Source organism: Novosphingobium sp. PP1Y, from assembly GCF_000253255.1.
GTDB lineage: Bacteria > Pseudomonadota > Alphaproteobacteria > Sphingomonadales > Sphingomonadaceae > Novosphingobium.
The window spans coordinates 1051932-1070157 of record NC_015580.1; the positions used below are offsets into that span (position 1 = coordinate 1051932).

Consider the following 18226-nt stretch of genomic DNA (forward strand, 5'->3'; position numbering starts at 1 on the left):
GGCACTGCACAATGGCTCTTGTAGAGCGGTGGGGCTGTGCTAGCCATGTATCGGAAGATTGGGATCGAGAGGAGGGTGTCGCCCCCGTATCGGCGATAATCGGTGCCGCATCCTGGCGCCTGTACGGGCGGCCCGGACGGCATGTTCAGGAGTGCGCCCGTGGCTACTGATCCTGTCCTCGCTTCCAAGACCGCGTTCCAGTCGGAGTTCGACGAACATATCGTCCGGGTCCTGCGTCACCGCATCGGCAAGGACGAAAAGGCGGCCAAGAAGCACGACTGGTACAATGCGTCGATCTATGCCCTGCGCGATGCCATTATCGACCGCTGGATCGAATCGACGCGCCGCACCTACGATGCCGGCGACAAGCGGGTGTACTACCTCTCGATGGAGTTCCTGATCGGGCGGCTGCTGCGCGATGCGCTGTCCAACATGGGCATGACCCGCCAGATGGAGCAGGCTCTGCGGGCCCACGGCCTCGACCTTGCCGAGCTGGAGGAGCTGGAACCCGACGCGGCGCTCGGCAACGGAGGGCTCGGGCGCCTTGCCGCCTGCTTCATGGAAAGCCTCGCGACGCTCGACATTCCCGCTTACGGCTATGGCATCCGCTACGTGAACGGCATGTTCCGCCAGCGCATCAGCGACGGCTGGCAGGTCGAATTGCCCGAGACCTGGCTGGCCCACGGCAACCCCTGGGAATTCGACCGGATGGAATGTTCCTACCGGATCGGCTTTGGCGGCGAGGTCGTGGCCAAGGGCGACCACGTGACCTGGAATCCGGCCGAGGCGGTCGAGGCGACGGCCGTCGATACCCCGGTCGTGGGCTGGCGCGGCAAGCGGGTGAACACCCTGCGCCTGTGGACCGCGAGTCCGCTCGATCCGATCCGGCTCGATGCCTTCAATGCGGGCGACCACTTCGGCGCGCTGGAAGAGCAGGTGCGGGCCGACAGCCTCGTGCGCGTGCTCTATCCGGCTGACCAGACCCCGGCCGGGCAGGAACTGCGGCTGCGGCAGGAGTACTTCTTCACTGCGGCATCGGTGCAGGACATCGTGCGCCGGCACATGCAATACGAGAACGACATCCGGACCCTGCCGGAAAAAGCCGCGATCCAGCTCAACGATACGCACCCTTCGGTCGCGGTGGCCGAACTGATGCGCCTGTTCGTCGACGAACACGGGCTGGAGTTCAACGAGGCCTGGGCGCTGTGCCAGAAGACCGTTTCCTACACCAATCACACCCTGCTGCCCGAAGCGCTGGAATCCTGGCCGCTGCCGCTGTTCGAACGGCTGCTGCCGCGCCACATGCAGATCATCTATGCAATCAACAGCCGGGTCCTGCGCGAGGCGCGCAAGGCGGGCTGCGACGACGCGCAGATCGCGGCGATCTCGCTTATCGACGAAGGCGGAGAGCGGCGCGTGCGCATGGCCAACCTCGCCTTTGCCGGGGCCCATTCGATCAACGGCGTGGCCGCACTGCATACCGAACTGATGAAGGAGACGGTCTTTGCCGACTTGCACCGCCTTTATCCGGATCGGATCAACAACAAGACCAACGGCGTCACTCCGCGGCGCTGGTTGCAGCAGTGCAATCCCGGGCTGACCAAGGTCATCCGCGACGCGATCGGCGACGAATTCCTCGACGATGCCGCGAAGCTGACGGCCCTCAATGCCCTGGCCGGCGATGCCGCGCTGGGTGAGCGGATCGCCGAAGTAAAGCGCTCGAACAAGGTTGCGCTGTCCGACTACATCAAGCGCACCATGGGTATCCGCCTCGATCCCGATGCCCTGTTCGACGTCCAGATCAAGCGCATCCACGAATACAAGCGCCAGCTCCTGAACCTGATCGAGACGGTGGCGCTCTACGACCAGATTCGCAGCCATCCCGAGCGCGACTGGATTCCGCGCGTGAAGATCTTCGGCGGCAAGGCCGCGCCGAGCTATCACAACGCCAAGCTCGTCATCAAACTGGCCAACGACATCGCGCGCAGGGTCAACGCCGACCCGTCCGTAGGCGGGCTGCTCAAGGTTGTGTTCGTGCCCAACTACAACGTCAGCCTGGCCGAACGGATCATCCCCGCGGCCGACCTGTCGGAACAGATCTCGACTGCGGGCATGGAAGCCTCGGGCACCGGCAACATGAAGTTCGCGCTCAACGGCGCGCTGACCATCGGCACGCTCGACGGCGCCAATGTCGAGATCAGGGACCACGTCGGCGACGAAAACATCGTGATCTTCGGTCTCACTGCCGAAGAGGTGGCGGAAAAGCGTGCCGATGGGTACAATCCGCGCGAAGTCATCGAAGGGTCGCGCGAACTGGGGCAGGCGCTTTCCGCCATCGCCTCGGGCGTGTTTTCGCCCGACGATCCGAACCGCTACACAGGCCTTGTCGGCGGCATCTACGACCACGACTGGTTTATGTGCGCGGCCGACTTCGATAGTTATGCCGCGGCCCAGCGTTCGGTCGACGCGCGCTGGGAGGACAAGGCCGGCTGGCGTGCGGCGGCGATCCGCAACATCGCCAATGTCGGCTGGTTTTCCTCTGACCGGACCATCTCGGAATACGCCAAAGACATCTGGAAGGTGATGTGAAGCCAACGAAGAGCGCCCTTGAATCCCTTCTTCTAGGTTCTCACGCCGATCCATTTTCGTTGCTTGGTCTGTATTCCGGTCCCACTGGCAGTTTCGCGCGGGCGATCCTGCCCGGGGCCGATACGGTCGAGGCCTTCAGTCTCGACGGCAAGGCTCTCGGCACGCTCGACAAGGTCGATGACCGCTGCCTGTTCGAAGGGGAACTGGCAGGCAAACCGCAGCCGGTGCGCTACCGCTGCAGCGCCGGCGAGCACGACTGGCTCGTCACAGACCCCTACAGCTTCGGGCCGGTGCTCGGCCCGCTCGATGACCTGCTGATCGCGGAAGGAACGCACCAGCGCCTGTTCGACAAGCTGGGCGCTCACATCATCGATCACCAGGGGGCGAGCGGCGTCCACTTTGCGGTCTGGGCGCCCAATGCCCGCCTCGTCAGCGTGGTAGGCGATTTCAACGATTGGGACCCTGCGCGCCATGTCATGCGTCATCGCAAGGACATCGGCGTCTGGGAGATCTTCATTCCCGACATCGGCGACTACCGCGCCTATAAATACCGCATCGTCGGGGCCGACGGCGCGGTGCAGCCGCTCAAGGCCGATCCCTTCGCCTTCATGGCCGAGATCCGCCCCAAGAGCGCCTCGATGACGGCGCACCCGGCCAAGCTGGACTGGGGCGACGAGGCGCATCGTTCGCACTGGGCTTCGGTCGATCCGCGCAAGGTGCCGATCTCGATCTACGAGGTCCATGCCGGCTCGTGGCAGCGCGACCAGTGGAACTGGTTTCTGAATTGGGATGAACTGGCCGATCGTCTCATCCCCTATGTTGTCGACATGGGCTTTACCCATATCGAGTTCCTGCCGATCAGCGAGCATCCCTACGATCCCTCGTGGGGCTACCAGACGACCGGCCTGTTCGCGCCGACCGCGCGCTTCGGCGAACCGGCAGGCTTTGCGCGGTTTGTCGACGGGGCGCACCGCGCCGGCATCGGCGTGCTCCTCGACTGGGTTCCGGCGCACTTTCCCACCGACGAACATGGACTTGTCCGCTTCGACGGCACCGCGCTTTACGAGCACGAGGACCCCAGGCTCGGCTATCATCCGGACTGGAACACGCTGATCTACAATTTCGGCCGGCGCGAGGTGTCGAGCTTCCTTGTCAACAATGCGCTGTTCTGGGCCGAACGCTACCATGTCGACGGGCTGCGCGTGGATGCCGTCGCCTCGATGCTCTACCGCGACTACTCGCGCAAGGCCGGCGAATGGATACCCAACCCGCAGGGCGGGCGAGAGAACTGGGAAGCGGTGGATTTCCTGCGCGCCACCAACCGCGCGCTTTACGGCACGCATCCCGGCTTTATGACATTCGCCGAGGAATCCACTGCATGGCCCGGCGTCACCCAGCCTGCCTACGACTCCGCAGAAGGGGAACGGCCGACCGCGCTGGGTTTCGGCTTCAAGTGGAACATGGGCTTCATGCACGATACGTTGCAGTACATGAGCCGCGATGCCGTGCACCGGCGCTATCACCATCAGGACATCACTTTTGGCCTGATGTACGCCTTCAGCGAGAACTTCGTCCTGCCGCTCAGCCATGACGAGGTCGTCCACGGCAAGGGCTCGCTGCTCAACAAGATGAGCGGCGACGACTGGCAGAAGTTCGCCAACCTGCGTGCCTACTATGCGCTCATGTGGGGGTATCCCGGCAAGAAGCTGCTGTTCATGGGGCAGGAATTCGCCCAGCGCCGCGAATGGAGCGAGGAGCGCGCGCTGGACTGGGAACTGTGCGACGCCCCCGCGCACGAAGGCATCCGCAATCTGGTGAAGGATCTCAATCGCCTCTACCGCCAGAAGCCCGCGCTTCATGCAGGCGATTGCGACGCGGGGTGCTTTGAATGGCTCATCGTCGACGATTCCCAGAATTCGGTCTTCGCGTGGCTGCGCAAGGCGCCGGGCGCGAAGCCGGTTGCGGTGATATCCAACATGACCCCGGCGCTGCGTAGCGGGTATCGCGTGCCGCTGCCGCACGAGGGCAAGTGGAACGAGATCCTCAACAGCGATTCCGCGCATTACGGCGGATCGGGCAAGGGGAACCTGGGGCAGGTGAAGTCCGAAGGCGGTGCGGCGACGGTGACCTTGCCGCCGCTGGGTACTATCATGCTCGAATATGCGGGCTGAAGCAGGAGAGGGGTGATGAGAAGTCCGATCGGTCAGCCGCTTGCGCGCGATGCCATGGCCTATGTCCTTGCCGGTGGGCGGGGCAGCCGTCTGGCGGAACTGACAGACAATCGCGCCAAGCCTGCGGTCTATTTCGGCGGGAAGACGCGGATCATCGACTTCGCCCTTTCCAATGCGATCAATTCGGGCATTCGCCGCATCGGCGTCGCCACGCAGTACAAGGCGCATAGCCTGATCCGCCACATGCAGCGGGCGTGGAACTTCATGCGCCCCGAACGCAACGAGAGTTTCGACATCCTGCCCGCCAGCCAGCGCATTTCCGAAATGCTGTGGTACGAAGGCACGGCCGATGCGGTGTTCCAGAACATCGACATCATTGCCGCCCACGGGCCGAAGTACATGGTCATCCTCGCCGGGGACCACGTCTACAAGATGGACTATGAGCTGATGCTGCAGCAGCACGTCAACTCGGGCGCGGACGTCACTGTCGGCTGTCTTGTCGTGCCGCGCATGGAGGCGACCGGTTTCGGCGTCATGCACGTGGACAAGGACGATTGCATCACTGCCTTCGTCGAGAAACCGGCCGACCCGCCGGGCATTCCCGGGCAGGAGGACATGGCGCTCGCTTCGATGGGCATCTACGTCTTCGAGACCGAATTCCTGTTCGACCAGCTGCGCCGTGATGCCGACGATCCCAATTCCAAGCGCGATTTCGGCGGGGACATCATTCCCTACATCGTCAAGCACGGGAAAGCGCAGGCCCACCGTTTCACGAATTCGTGCATTCGCGCGGCCGAGGAGATCGAGGAGTACTGGCGCGACGTCGGTACGGTGGATGCCTATTTCGAGGCCAACCTCGACCTGACGGACACCGTGCCAAAGCTCGACATGTACGATCGCGACTGGCCGATCTGGTCGGATGCGGTGGTCGCCGCACCGGCCAAGTTCGTCCATGACGAGGAAGGGCGGCGCGGCATGGCGATCTCCTCGCTGATCTCCAACGACTGCATCGTCTCGGGCGCCACCGCGCGCCGGTCTCTGCTGTTCACCGGGGTCAAGATGGGCAGCTATTCCAGCGTCGATGAAGCGGTGATCCTGCCGTACTGCAATATCGGCCGCAAGGCGCGGCTAAGCCGGGTCATCATCGATTCCGGCGTGCGTATCCCTGAGGGTCTCGTCGTGGGCGAGGACCCGGTTCTCGATGGCCGACGCTTTCGCCGTACCGAGAACGGGGTGTGCCTCATCACCAAGCCGATGATCGATCGACTGGAGCAGTAAGGGCGTGACGTTGAAAGTCCTGAGCGTCGCTTCCGAAGCGGTTCCGTTGATCAAGACGGGCGGTCTGGCCGACGTGGCCGGGGCGCTTCCGGGTGCCGTGGCCGATCACGACGTGGCGATGACGACCCTGCTTCCCGGTTACCCTTCCGTGCTCAAGGCCCTGGCCCGGGCCAGGGCGGTGCACCAGTGGGATTCGCTGCTCGGTTCGCCGGCGCGGCTGTTGTCGGGCAAGATCGGCGCCAAGGGCGCAGAGCATCCGCTGCTGGTGCTCGATGCGCCCGAACTCTTCACGCGGGACGGGGCACCGTACAGCGACGTTTCGGGCAAGGACTGGAGCGACAACTGGCGGCGTTTTGCAGCGCTTGGCCGCGCTGCAGCCGATATTGCCGGGGGCGCCATGATAAGGCGCGGCAAGCCGCAGGGCTTTGACCTCGTCCATGCGCACGACTGGCAGGCTGCGATGGCCTGCGCCTATCTGCGCTTCGCGCCCTATGGCGTTGCGCGCATCCCATCGGTGGTGACGATCCACAACATGGCCTTCCAGGGCTGGTTCGGTCGGGAGATCTTCGCGCAGCTCGGCCTGCCGCCCAAGGCCTGGACGATGGACGGCGTGGAGTATCACGGCGGCGTCGGCATGTTGAAGGCGGGGCTCGCCTCGGCCGATGCAGTGACCACGGTCAGCCCCACTTACGCGCGTGAGATCCGCTCCGGGACGTTCGGCATGGGGCTGGAGGGCCTGATCATCGCGCGCGGCAATGCGGTTTCGGGCATCCTCAACGGCATCGACACCGATGTGTGGAATCCCGCCACCGACAAGGCGCTGGCCTCTACCTTCACGGCGCGTACGCTGGAGCGGCGCATGGCGAACAAGCGCGCGCTGGAAGCCGATTTCGATCTCGACGAGGACGATGGCCCGCTGTTCATCGTCGTCAGTCGCCTGACCTGGCAGAAGGGCATGGACGTCCTGCCCGAAGTGCTCGACCACCTCGTCGGCATCGGCGGCAGGTTGGCGCTGCTCGGCTCGGCCGATCCCCATATCGAACATCAGCTGTTCGAAGGCGCCGCGCGTCACCCCGGCCGGATAGGCATCCGCATCGGTTACGACGAGGACCTGTCGCACCGGATGCAGGGCGGGGGCGATGCAATCCTTGTGCCTTCGCGCTTCGAGCCTTGCGGGCTGACCCAGCTTTATGGCCTGGCTTATGGCTGCATCCCGGTTGTCTCGCGCACCGGCGGTCTGGCCGACACGGTGATCGACGCCAACCCGGCCGCGCTTGCCGCGGGCTGCGCCACCGGCATCCAGCATGACGGCGTGACCTACGATGCCCTGGCCGCCGCGCTGACCCGAACGGTCGATCTCTATCGCCAGCCCGAGGTCTGGCAGAAGATCCAGAAGAATGCGATGAAGTGCGACTTTTCCTGGAAGGCAAGCGGCAAGGCCTATGCCGACCTCTATCGTTCGCTGATCGCATGATCCCGCTCGGCGCGAGGGTTCGGGAAGGCACCACGCGTTTTGCGGTGCGCTCTCCGAGGGCCGAACGTGTCTGGCTGTGCCTGTTCACAGGCCGCAGCGAAACCCGCCATGAAATGGCGCGCGATGGCGAAGTCTGGACGCTCGAATTGCCGGAAGACCTGTCCGGCGCGCGCTATGGCTACCGTGCCGCAGGAAAGTGGGCGCCGGAGCAGGGCTGCTGGTTCGATCCTGCCAAGCTGCTGGTCGATCCTTATGCCGTGGAACTGGACCGCCGCTTCCGTCAGGATCCGCGTCTGGCTGCTTTCGGCAAGGATACCGCCGCCATCGTTCCCAAGGCGCGCGTTCCCGCGAGCCAGCCATCCGTGCCGGTCGAGACGCCGCGCTTCGCCGCCGGCGGACTGGTTTACGAAATTAATGTGCGCGCCTTCACGATGCGCCATCCCGACGTACCCCGGCGCCTGCGCGGGACCGTGGCGGCGCTGGCGCATCCGGCGGTAGTGGCACACCTGAAAAAGCTCCATGTCACGGCTGTCGAACTGATGCCGGTAGTGGCGTGGATCGACGAGCGGCACTTGCCGCCGCTCGGCCTCGTGAACGCCTGGGGCTACAACCCCGTAGCCATGATGGCGCTCGATCCCGGCCTGTGTCCCGGTGGCGTGGCCGAACTGCGTAAGACAGTCGCGGCGCTTCATGCCGAGGGGATCGGCGTCCTGCTCGATCTGGTCTTCAACCATACCGGCGAAAGCGATGTCGAGGGCGGGGTGATCTCGATGCGCGGTCTCGACGATGCCGTCTATGGCCGCGCACCGGATGGCGCGCTGATCAACGATTCCGGCTGCGGCAATACGCTCGACTTCGCCAATCCGGCAGTGCGCCGGATCGCGCTCGATGCCATGCGCCATTTCGTCAGTCAGTGCGGCGTCGACGGTTTTCGCTTCGATCTCGCCCCCATCCTTGCGCGCGGGCCGGGCTTCGATCCCGCCGCGCCGATCTTCGCCGAGATCGAGGACGACCCGCTGCTGTCGAGCCGGGTGCTGATCGCCGAGCCCTGGGATATCGGCCCGGGCGGCTACCAGCTCGCCAATTTTCCGGCGCATTGGCTGGAATGGAACGACCGCTTCCGCGACGACGTCCGCCGGTTCTGGCGCGAGGAGGAGGGCGTGGGCAAGCTGGCCACCCGGCTGGCAGGGTCTTCCGACATCTTCGGGCCGCACTGGCCCCATGCCGATTGCCGCTCGGTCAACTTTCTTGCCGCGCACGACGGCTTCACGCTGGCGGACACGGTTTCCTACGCGCACCGCCACAACGAGGCCAACGGCGAGGAGAACCGGGACGGGCACGGCGAGAATTACAGCTGGAACAACGGCGCCGAAGGTCCGACGGACGATCCCCACGTGCTGGCAAGGCGCGCCCATGACCTGCGCGCGCTTCTCGGTACGCTGTTCGCCTCGACCGGGACGATCATGCTGACGGCGGGCGACGAATTCGGCCGCACCCAGCAGGGCAACAATAACGCCTATTGCCAGGACAACGAAATCGGCTGGATCGACTGGGAAAGCCGCGATCTCGCTCTGGAGGATCATGTCGCCCGGCTCTCGCTGGTCCGGGCGAAGCGGCGCGCGTGGTTTGCGCGCTTTCCCGATACGGTCGCATGGCACAGGCTCGACGGCGAGCCCAAGTCCGTGGCCGACTGGGAGAACCCGCATAGCGAAGGGTTCGTCTACGAAGCGCGCGAACAGGACGGCGGCATTCGCGTGGAGGTGCGCCGCCATGATCGCGAAGTGCGCCTCGCCGCGATCTGAATCGGCCTGATCGGCACTCTACGCTTGCCATTCGGGCGCTTTGCCGCAATGAGCCGCATCCGCCCGGGGGGGCATCGAGCATCTGGCTACTTGCCAAACGGCGCTGCTGCGCTGCACAATGGGGTGATCATGCGAATTGCCGTCATCGACGAAAGCGCCGCGCGCGCCTCGATCATCCAGGAGGGGCTGGTCGCCCTGGATGATTGCGAGATCTTTGTCCTGACGGAGCGCCGGGGCCTGCTGGCGCGGATCGGCGAGATCAATCCCGACATCGTCCTCATGGACCTCGGCAACCCCTCGCGCGACGTGCTGGAAGAGTATTTCTCGGTGAGCAGGGCGCTCGACCGGCCGATCGCGATGTTCGTCGACGAGTCGGACGACGAATCCATTGCCGCTTCGGTGGAGGCAGGCGTCTCGTCCTACGTCGTCGACGGCCTGGCGCCCAACCGTATTCGGCCGATCCTCGATCTGGCAATCACGCGCTTCAATGCCTTTTCGCGCCTTCAGAACGACCTCGCCGCGGCCAAGGGCAAGCTGGCCGAACGCGAAACCATCGATGCGGCGAAGCGCATTCTGATGAACAGCAGGGGCTTGCCCGAACCGAAGGCCTATGCAGAACTGCGCAAGGCGGCGATGAACCAGGGCAAGCGCATAGTCGATATCGCCGAGGCCATTGTGACGGCCGACCGGCTGATGGGGGATCATTGACGTGAGTACCGAGCTGACCGTCGGCTTCCTGCCTCTGGTGGATGCGTGTCTGCCGATTCTGGCAAAGGAACATGGCTTTGCCGAGGAAGAGGGCGTCACGCTTTCGCTGGTGAAGGACATGAGCTGGGCGACCGTGCTCGATCGTCTGCTTTATGGCCACAGCGATGCCGCGCATCTCGTCGCTCCGCTGGCGATTGCCGCGACGCTGGGCCGCGGGCGTCCGGCGCAATCGCTTTCGGTGCCCTTTGTCCTCGGCCTCAACGGCAATGCCGTGACCTTGCGGCCCGAGATCGCCCGGATGGTCCGGCCTGAAGGGCAGATCGGCGATGCGGCCGAAGTGGGCGCGGCGCTCAAGACAATCGCCCAGGAACGCAAGGCCGCCGGCAAGCCGCTGACTTTCGGTGTCGTCCATCGCTATTCCAGCCATAACTACATGCTGCGTTACTGGCTGGCGGGCTGCGGCATCCGGCCCGACATCGACGTCGACATCACAACGGTTCCGCCGCCCTTTTGTGCCGATGCGCTCAAGCAGGGGGAAGTCGACGGAATTTGCGTGGGCGAGCCGTGGAATTCGGTTGCGGTCGAACAGGGCGCCGGCGAGATCGTGCTATCCACCGCGCAGATCTGGCGGCGGGGCGTGGAGAAGGTGCTGGCCCTGCGCGAGCAGGTTCTCGACGAGAAGCGCGAGGGCGTGCAGCGCCTGATCCGCGCCTTGTGCAAGGCCGGTGCGCACTTCGTCGATCCGGTCAACTGGGAGCTCAATGCCGAGATTCTCGCGCGTCCGGAATATCTCGACGGATCGGCCGAACTGATCCGCCGCGCGATCTCGGACCAGTTGCTGATCGCGCGCGGGGGCGCCCTGATCCACTATCCCGATTTCATGTTCCAGTATCGCGAGGCGGCGAACTTCCCCTGGGTCAGCCAGGCGGAGTGGCTCTACACCCAGATGGTACGCTGGGATAACGTGCCTTTCGATGCGCAGGATGCGCAAAGGGCGGCCCGCGTGTTCCGCCCCGACGTTTACCGCAGTGCACTCTTGGGTACGGGTGAGCCGCTGCCAGGAGCCAGTTCGAAGGTCGAGGGCAGCATCGAGACGTCCATGGTGGTTGGTACCCAGCAGGGCGCTATCCAGTTGGAACCGAACAGGTTTTTTGATGGCGAAGTGTTCGATCCGAGCGACATCGAGGGCTATCTGTCCCGGCTTCCCTGAGCGGAAATTCGTTGTGCGGTGCAAAAAGGCCTTTACGCGAGCGGGGCGAATCGCTTAAACATCAAGTCACGCAGAAAGGTCAGCTCCCAAGGACGGGAGCATCGCAAGATCGGACTGCGGGTATCAGAAATCAGTGGCAACGCAGCCGCCCGATGTAACCCTGCTTGGGTTCGCGTCGAGGCGGTTTTTTGCGTTTGCCTGATGTACTTGGGGATTTGTTCGGATGAGCATGAAGCGGGGGTTCGGGTTTACACGTCGCGCTGCAGTTATCGCGCTGATGGCCAGCGTGGCGCTGGCCGGGTGCGGCAGCAAGAGCGAGGCTCCGTCGGGCGATGCGGTGAAAGCTGCAGCGGCACCGGGCGGCATCGAGAAGCCGGTGCTCAAGCTCGGTTTCATCAAGCTCACGGACATGGCCCCGCTCGCCATCGCCAAGGAGAAGGGCTTCTTCGCCGAGGAAGGCCTCAACGTCACGCTCGAGCCGCAGGCGAACTGGAAGGTTCTGCTCGACGGTGTGATCGGCGGACAGCTTGACGGCGCCCACATGCTGGCCGGTCAGCCTATCGCCGCCACCATCGGATATGGCACCAAGGCCGACCTGATCGCCCCCCTCAGCCTCGATCTCAACGGCAATGCCATTACCGTTTCCAACAAGGTCTGGGACATGGTCAAGCCAAGCCTTCCGATGGAAGGCGGCAAGCCCAAGCACCCGATTTCGGCTTCGGTCCTCCAGCCGGTCGTCGCCAGCTTCAAGCAGCAGGGCAAGCCCTTCAACATGGGCATGGTCTTCCCGGTTTCGACCCACAACTACGAGCTGCGCTACTGGCTTGCCGCCGGCGGCCTGAACCCGGGCTTTTACACGCCCGGCGATGTCGGCGGCACGGTCGACGCGGACGTCCAGCTCTCGGTTACCCCGCCGCCGCAGATGCCTGCCACGCTCGAGGCCGGCACCATCGAAGGCTATTGCGTGGGCGAGCCGTGGAACCAGGCGGCGGTGCAGAAGAAGATCGGCGTGCCGATCATCACCGACAACGAAGTCTGGCATGACAACCCCGAGAAGGTCTTCGGCCTGCGCAAGGATTTCGCCGAGAAGTATCCGGGCACGACCGCAGCCATGCTGCGTGCAATCATCAAGGCGCAGCAGTGGCTCGATGCCGATGGCGGCAAGAACCGCGCCGAGGCGGTGAAGATCCTCTCGCAGCCCAACTATGTGGGCGCTGACGAGAAGGTGATCGCCGCATCGATGACCGGCAAGTTCACGTTCGAGCCGGGCGATACCCGCGATGCGCCGGGCTTCAACATCTTCTTCGACAAGAACGCCGGCTATCCGTTCTATTCGGACGCGATCTGGTATCTGACGCAGATGCGCCGCTGGGGCCAGATCCCCGAGGATCACGATGACCAGTGGTACATCGACCAGGCCAAGGCCGTCTATCGTCCCGACCTCTATCTGGCAGCTGCCAAGGGCCTTGCCGAAAAGGGCGTGATCCCTGCCGATGCGATCCCCGAAACCGACGGTTTCAAGCCGGTCGACAACGGCTTCATGGATCACATCCCCTACGATGGCCACAAGCCGAATGCTTATATCCAGTCGCTCAAGATCGGTCTGAAGAAGGGCCAGAAGGTGACGGCTTCCGGCGTGACCGGCGGCTGACACCCAAGCTAATCCGAGGAGAATTTCGATGGCAACCGCCTTTGCCGATGTAGAGCCGAAGGGAATGGCTCAGGCCCAGTCGGAGAACGCCGTGACCCAAGCTGCAACCGAGCCGGCTGCGTCCGAAAGCAAGGCCGAAAAGGCCGCGCCGGCGGCAGTCCTGGCCAAGGTGCAGGACGTCATTGCGAAATTCGGCAAGGGGCTGATTGCCCCGATCCTCGGAATCGCCGCATTCCTTGCCATCTGGGCGGCTCTCGCCCCGCAGGTCGACACCTCGCTCGGCGCGCTTCCTGGCCCCTTGGAAGTCGCCGAGCAGGGTGTTGCCCTGTACGATGAATGGCAGGCAGCGAATGTCGCCAAGGCCGAGTTCTACGAGGCGCAGGAAGGCCGCATCGCGGCGGGAACCCAGGCTGTGGCCTTTAACTATGCCGGCCCGCCGACCTTTCTCGACCAGGTGCTGACCTCGCTCAAGACGGTCGCGCTCGGGTTCATCCTGGCCACGGTGTTCGCCGTGCCCATCGGCCTTGCCGCGGGCCTTTCGCCGATGTTCAACGCCGCGATCAATCCGCTGGTGCAGATCATGAAGCCGGTCAGCCCGCTCGCCTGGCTGCCGATCGTGACCATGGTCGTCTCGGCGACGGTTTCCAGCGCCGACCCGATGCTGGCCAAGAGCTTCGTCATCTCGGCCATTGTCGTTATGCTCTGCTCGCTGTGGCCGACGCTGATCAATACCGCCATCGGCAGTGCCTCGATAGACAAGGACCTGCTCAACGTCGGCCGCGTGCTCAAGCTCGGCTGGTTCGCGAAGCTGACCCGCCTCGTCCTGCCCAGCTCGCTTCCCTACATCTTCACCGGCATGCGCCTCTCGCTGGGCGTGGGCTGGATGGTGCTGATCGCCGCGGAAATGCTCGCCCAGAACCCTGGCCTCGGCAAGTTCGTGTGGGATGAGTTCCAGAACGGTTCCAGCCAGTCGCTTGCCCGGATCATGTTCGCGGTGATCGTGATCGGCCTGATCGGCTTCCTGCTCGACCGGATCATGATGATGCTCCAGTCGCTCGCCAACCGTAACCACACGATCTGATCGTCAACCCCACCAGCCGAAGGAAACAGACAATGGCCACGATCCTTTCGCTCAAGGGTGTCTCCAAGTCCTACTCGTCCAAGGCGAAGGGCGGACAGAATGGCGGCGTCACGCAAGTGCTCGAGGGTATCGACCTCGATGTCGAGGATGGCGAATTTATCGCCATCCTCGGCTTCTCGGGCGCGGGCAAGACGACGCTGATCTCCTCGATCGCCGGACTGATCGAGCCCGACGCGGGCGAGATCCTGCTGCACGGCAAGCAGATCGAGGGGCCCGACAAGGACCGTGGCCTCGTTTTCCAGTCCTATTCGCTGTTCCCCTGGCTGACGGTCGAAAAGAATGTCGCGCTGGCCGTCGATGCCGTCCACAAGGACCGCAGCAAGCAGGACCGTGCGGCACTTGTGAAGCAGAAGATCGAACTGGTCGGTCTGGGCCACGCGATGGACCGCAAGCCCGCCCAGCTTTCCGGCGGCATGCGCCAGCGCGTCTCGGTGGCCCGCGCACTGGCGATGGAGCCGGAGATCCTGCTTCTCGACGAACCGCTTTCCGCGCTCGACGCACTGACCCGCTCCAAGCTCCAGGATGAGATCGAGCGTATCCGCAAGGAAGAAAAGCGCACCATTATCCTCGTCACCAACGATGTCGACGAGGCACTCCTGCTGGCCGATCGGGTCGCGATCCTGACGCCTGCGCCTGCCGCCACGATCGGGCGGATCTTCGAAGTCGACGTGCCGCGCCCGCGCGACCGCGAAGCGGTGAACGACGATCACCACTTCCAGTCGCTGCGCAAGCAGATCGTCGCCTACCTCGGCATGCTCAACGAGCAGGGCTCAAGCGTGGGCGAAAGCTCTGTCGAACTGCCCGAAGTGGTGCCGCTGGACCTGTTTGCGGGCAAGGAAGCCGAGCTTCCCGCAGCCTATACGGAAGCCGCGAAGACCGCGGTGGAGCGGCGCTACATGGAGTTCTACAAGCTCCACAAGGTCTACCCGACGCCCAAGGGGCCGCTGACCGTCGTCGAGGACTTCAATCTCCTGATGGACAAGGGCGAATTCATCTCGCTCATCGGACACTCGGGCTGCGGCAAGTCGACCGTGCTGACGATGGCGGCCGGCCTCAACGAGATCAGCAAGGGCGGCATCATCCTCGATAACCGCGAGGTGGACGTTGCGGGGCCGGACAAGGCGGTGGTTTTCCAGGCGCCGAGCCTGATGCCCTGGCTTACCGCGCGCCAGAACGTCGCGCTGGGGGTCGAGCGGGTCTATCCGCATGCGTCCAAGGCCGAGCGCCGCGACATCGTGGACTATTACCTCGACCGCGTGGGCCTCGCCGATGCCAAGGAGAAGATGGCGGCGGAGATGTCCAACGGCATGCGCCAGCGCGTCGGCATTGCCCGCGCCTTCGCGCTTTCGCCGCGACTGCTGCTGCTCGACGAGCCCTTTGGCATGCTCGACAGCCTGACGCGCTGGGACCTGCAGGACGTGCTGGTCGAGACCTGGAACCGCACCAAGGTCACCGCGATCATGGTCACCCATGACGTCGACGAGGCGATCCTGCTGGCTGACCGCGTGGTGATGATGACCAATGGCCCGCAGGCCACCATCGGCAAGGTTCTGAAGGTCGACCTGCCGCGCCCGCGCGATCGCAAGGCGCTGCTCGATCATCCCAAGTTCTACCAATACCGGCAGGAAGTGCTGCACTTCCTGGCCGAATACGATCACGGACCGGCGGCCAAGGCCGCCTGATACAAAGATGGCCGCACGCGCGCAAAGCGCGGCCGCCGCGAACGCGCGCGCTCATGAGGGGCGGCGACGGGCAATGGAGTCCGTTCGTCCGACGCGCACAAGCGGATCGCACGGTTCGCACCGGGAGAGGGTCATAGCGGCGGGCAACGGTGTCTGCCTTCGTTCCTGTTCGGAAGGGGCGCCGGGGGATGGCGCCCGTGGAGGCTTACGCATATGAAAATGACTCTCTCGCTTGCCGCTCTTGCCGCCACTGTCGCCACGCTTGGCCTGTCTGCGCCAGCACAGGCCAAGGTCGGGGACCCGGTCAAGGTCAGTGACGATGTAACCATCGACCCCATCATCGACGGTGTCCTGCGTTATGAACACGTCGACCAGGACGATATCAATCTCGATGCAGATGCCGTGACCGTGCGCCTGCGCGCGGGCGCCGAAGTGTCCACCCACGGCCTGTCGCTGCTGGCCGAAGGCGAGGGCACCCTGGCGATCGTCGACCATTACAACGACACTATTCCCGGCAATAACGGATATCTGGGCGCAGAGCCCTATTCAGTCGTGGCCGATCCGCAGAACGTCGAACTCAACCGTCTGCAGGTGGCTTATGCGGCCAAGGGCAGCAAGGTGACCATCGGTCGCCAGCGCATCATTCTCGACAATGCCCGTTTCGTCGGCAATGTCGGCTGGCGCCAGAACGAGCAGACTTTCGATGCAATTCGCGCCGAGACCAAGATCGGTCCGGTGATGTTCGATGGCACTTACGCCATTTCCCAGCGCACGATCTTCGGTGCGGACAGCCCGAACGAATACTTCGATGGCGACATGTTCCTCGTCCAGGGCGGGCTGGACCTGAAAGTCGCCAAGGTGAAGGGCTTCGCCTACCTGCTCGACTACGACAGCCGTCTCGCCTATTCGAGCCAGACTTACGGCGTGCTCGCCAATGGCGCCATTCCGCTCGGCGATGCGTTCAAGCTGAACTTCTCGGCGACTTATGCACGCCAGAGCGATTACAAGCTCAATCCGGTCAACTATGCCGCGGATTACATCAATGCCGAACTGGGCGCATCGGTCATGGGCTTCGGGCTCAAGGCCGGATACGAGGAACTGGGCAGCGATGACGGCGTGGCCGCCTTCCAGACCCCGCTGGCCACCGCCCATGCCTTCAACGGCTGGGCCGACCTGTTCCTGACCACGCCGGCGGCAGGTCTGCGTGACTATTACGGCGGCTTCACCAAGAAAATCGGCGACGCCGGTCCGCTCAAGGGCCTGAACGGCGCGGTCGTCTATCACAAGTTCGAAAGCGATTTCGGCAGCGTGAACTACGGCCAGGAATGGGATGCCAGCCTGGGCTTCTCGATCAGGAACTACGCCGTTCTGCTCAAATACGCGAATTACGATGCCAAGAACTTCGGTACCGATACCGAGAAGTTCTGGCTGCAACTGGCATTCAAGTACTGACCGACTTGAGGAGGGGAACTGGCTGCAGTTCAGGCATGGCCGAGCAAATGCCGAAGCAATGCCCGGGCTGCAGCCGGAACCGAACGATTTCAAACGAGGGAAAAGTCTAGCGTACGCATTGAACCTTTTATCTGGCAACGGGGAGTATTCGTAGATGGCATATCTTGCGCCTTCAGAATTTGTCACCAAGCTGATCGATGCTGGTGAATCGAAGATCATGATGTCGACCAAGGACACGCTGGTTCGCGCCTACATGGCCGGCGCCACGCTGGCCCTTGCTGCGGCGTTTGCCGTTACCATCAACGTCCAGACCGGTCAGCCGCTGGCGGGCGCCGTCCTGTTCCCGGTCGGCTTCTGCATGCTCTACCTGCTCGGCTACGACCTCCTGACCGGTGTATTCGTGCTGGCCCCGCTTGCGGTATGGGACAAGCGGCTGGGCTGCAACTGGTCCGGTGTCCTGCGCAACTGGGGGCTCGTCTTCACCGGCAACTTCGCCGGGGCCCTGACGACAGCCGTGCTCATGGCCATCTACTTCACATACGGTTTTGCCGCCGAGCCAAGCGAAGTGGGTGTCAAACTCGCGGGCACCGGTGTCGCCCGCACGGTGGGCTATGCCGAATACGGCATGGCCGGCTGGCTGACGATCTTCGTGCGCGGCATGCTGTGCAACTGGATGGTCTCGACCGGCGTCGTGGGTGCCCAGATCTCGACTACCGTATCGGGCAAGGTGATCGCGATGTGGATGCCGATCATGCTGTTCTTCTACATGGTCTTCGAGCACTCGATCGTGAACATGTTCCTGTTCCCGACCGCGCTGATGCTCGGCGGTAACTTCACCATCGGCGATTACTTCTGGTGGAACGAGATCCCGACCGTCCTGGGCAACCTGGTCGGCGGCCTGACCTTTACCGGTCTCATGCTCTACACCACGCACGCCCGTACCGGCGCGAAGCGCGTGGTCAAGATGGCAGCCTGAGCTATCCTGCTGGCTGCATTCGATCGGGAGGGGCCCAGCAAACCCTCCCGATCCCTTTCCCGATTACCTGTGCCTGCCGCAGGCGAGGACGG

Annotated in this window: 12 protein-coding genes; all 12 read left to right on the plus strand. The window is 63.8% G+C overall.

What is annotated here, in order from left to right; all coding sequences use genetic code 11:
• The first annotated feature begins 141 nt into the window (after window positions 1-141).
• The 12 genes from PP1Y_RS11125 (at window position 142) to PP1Y_RS11180 (ending at window position 18134) form a co-directional block, all read left to right on the plus strand.
• Window positions 142-2589, plus strand: coding sequence for a glycogen/starch/alpha-glucan phosphorylase (locus PP1Y_RS11125; RefSeq protein WP_013832316.1), 2448 nt, complete (start codon window positions 142-144; stop codon window positions 2587-2589).
• Window positions 2586-4760 carry a 1,4-alpha-glucan branching protein GlgB gene (gene glgB / locus PP1Y_RS11130; protein ID WP_013832317.1) on the plus strand — a complete coding sequence of 725 codons (2175 nt, stop codon included), beginning with the start codon at window positions 2586-2588 and terminating at the stop codon, window positions 4758-4760. The genes PP1Y_RS11125 and glgB overlap by 4 nt, the downstream gene beginning before the upstream one ends.
• A gap of 15 nt (window positions 4761-4775) precedes the next feature.
• A complete protein-coding gene (glgC, locus tag PP1Y_RS11135) occupies window positions 4776-6038 on the plus strand; it encodes a glucose-1-phosphate adenylyltransferase (RefSeq protein ID WP_013832318.1) in 1263 nt (420 codons plus the stop codon).
• Between the two features lie 4 nt (window positions 6039-6042).
• Window positions 6043-7512 (plus strand): glycogen synthase GlgA, encoded by a 1470-nt coding sequence (glgA, locus tag PP1Y_RS11140; RefSeq protein WP_013832319.1) that lies wholly within the window; start codon window positions 6043-6045, stop codon window positions 7510-7512.
• The gene (gene glgX / locus PP1Y_RS11145; RefSeq protein ID WP_013832320.1) at window positions 7509-9314 is read left to right on the plus strand and encodes a glycogen debranching protein GlgX; all 1806 of its coding nucleotides are present in this window, start codon (window positions 7509-7511) and stop codon (window positions 9312-9314) included. Before glgA ends, glgX begins: the two co-directional genes overlap by 4 nt.
• A gap of 129 nt (window positions 9315-9443) precedes the next feature.
• On the plus strand, window positions 9444-10022 hold the full coding sequence (locus PP1Y_RS11150; RefSeq protein ID WP_041559243.1) for an ANTAR domain-containing response regulator: 579 nt from the start codon (window positions 9444-9446) through the stop codon (window positions 10020-10022).
• 1 nt (window position 10023) lies between these two features.
• Window positions 10024-11232: a CmpA/NrtA family ABC transporter substrate-binding protein gene (locus tag PP1Y_RS11155; protein ID WP_013832322.1), complete on the plus strand. Its 1209-nt coding sequence runs from the start codon at window positions 10024-10026 to the stop codon at window positions 11230-11232.
• Between the two features lie 223 nt (window positions 11233-11455).
• Window positions 11456-12883 (plus strand): CmpA/NrtA family ABC transporter substrate-binding protein, encoded by a 1428-nt coding sequence (locus PP1Y_RS11160; RefSeq protein WP_148274952.1) that lies wholly within the window; start codon window positions 11456-11458, stop codon window positions 12881-12883.
• 28 nt (window positions 12884-12911) lie between these two features.
• Window positions 12912-13964, plus strand: a complete 1053-nt coding sequence (locus PP1Y_RS11165) for an ABC transporter permease (RefSeq protein ID WP_041558784.1) — start codon at window positions 12912-12914, stop codon at window positions 13962-13964.
• 32 nt (window positions 13965-13996) lie between these two features.
• Entirely contained in the window at window positions 13997-15706 is a 1710-nt protein-coding gene (locus PP1Y_RS11170) for an ABC transporter ATP-binding protein (protein WP_013832325.1), read from the plus strand.
• A gap of 213 nt (window positions 15707-15919) precedes the next feature.
• Entirely contained in the window at window positions 15920-17158 is a 1239-nt protein-coding gene (locus PP1Y_RS11175; RefSeq protein ID WP_041558785.1) for an alginate export family protein, read from the plus strand.
• Window positions 17159-17312: 154 nt separating this feature from the next.
• Complete coding sequence (locus tag PP1Y_RS11180; protein WP_013832327.1) at window positions 17313-18134, plus strand: formate/nitrite transporter family protein; 822 nt, start codon at window positions 17313-17315, stop codon at window positions 18132-18134.
• The last annotated feature ends 92 nt before the right edge of the window (window positions 18135-18226 follow it).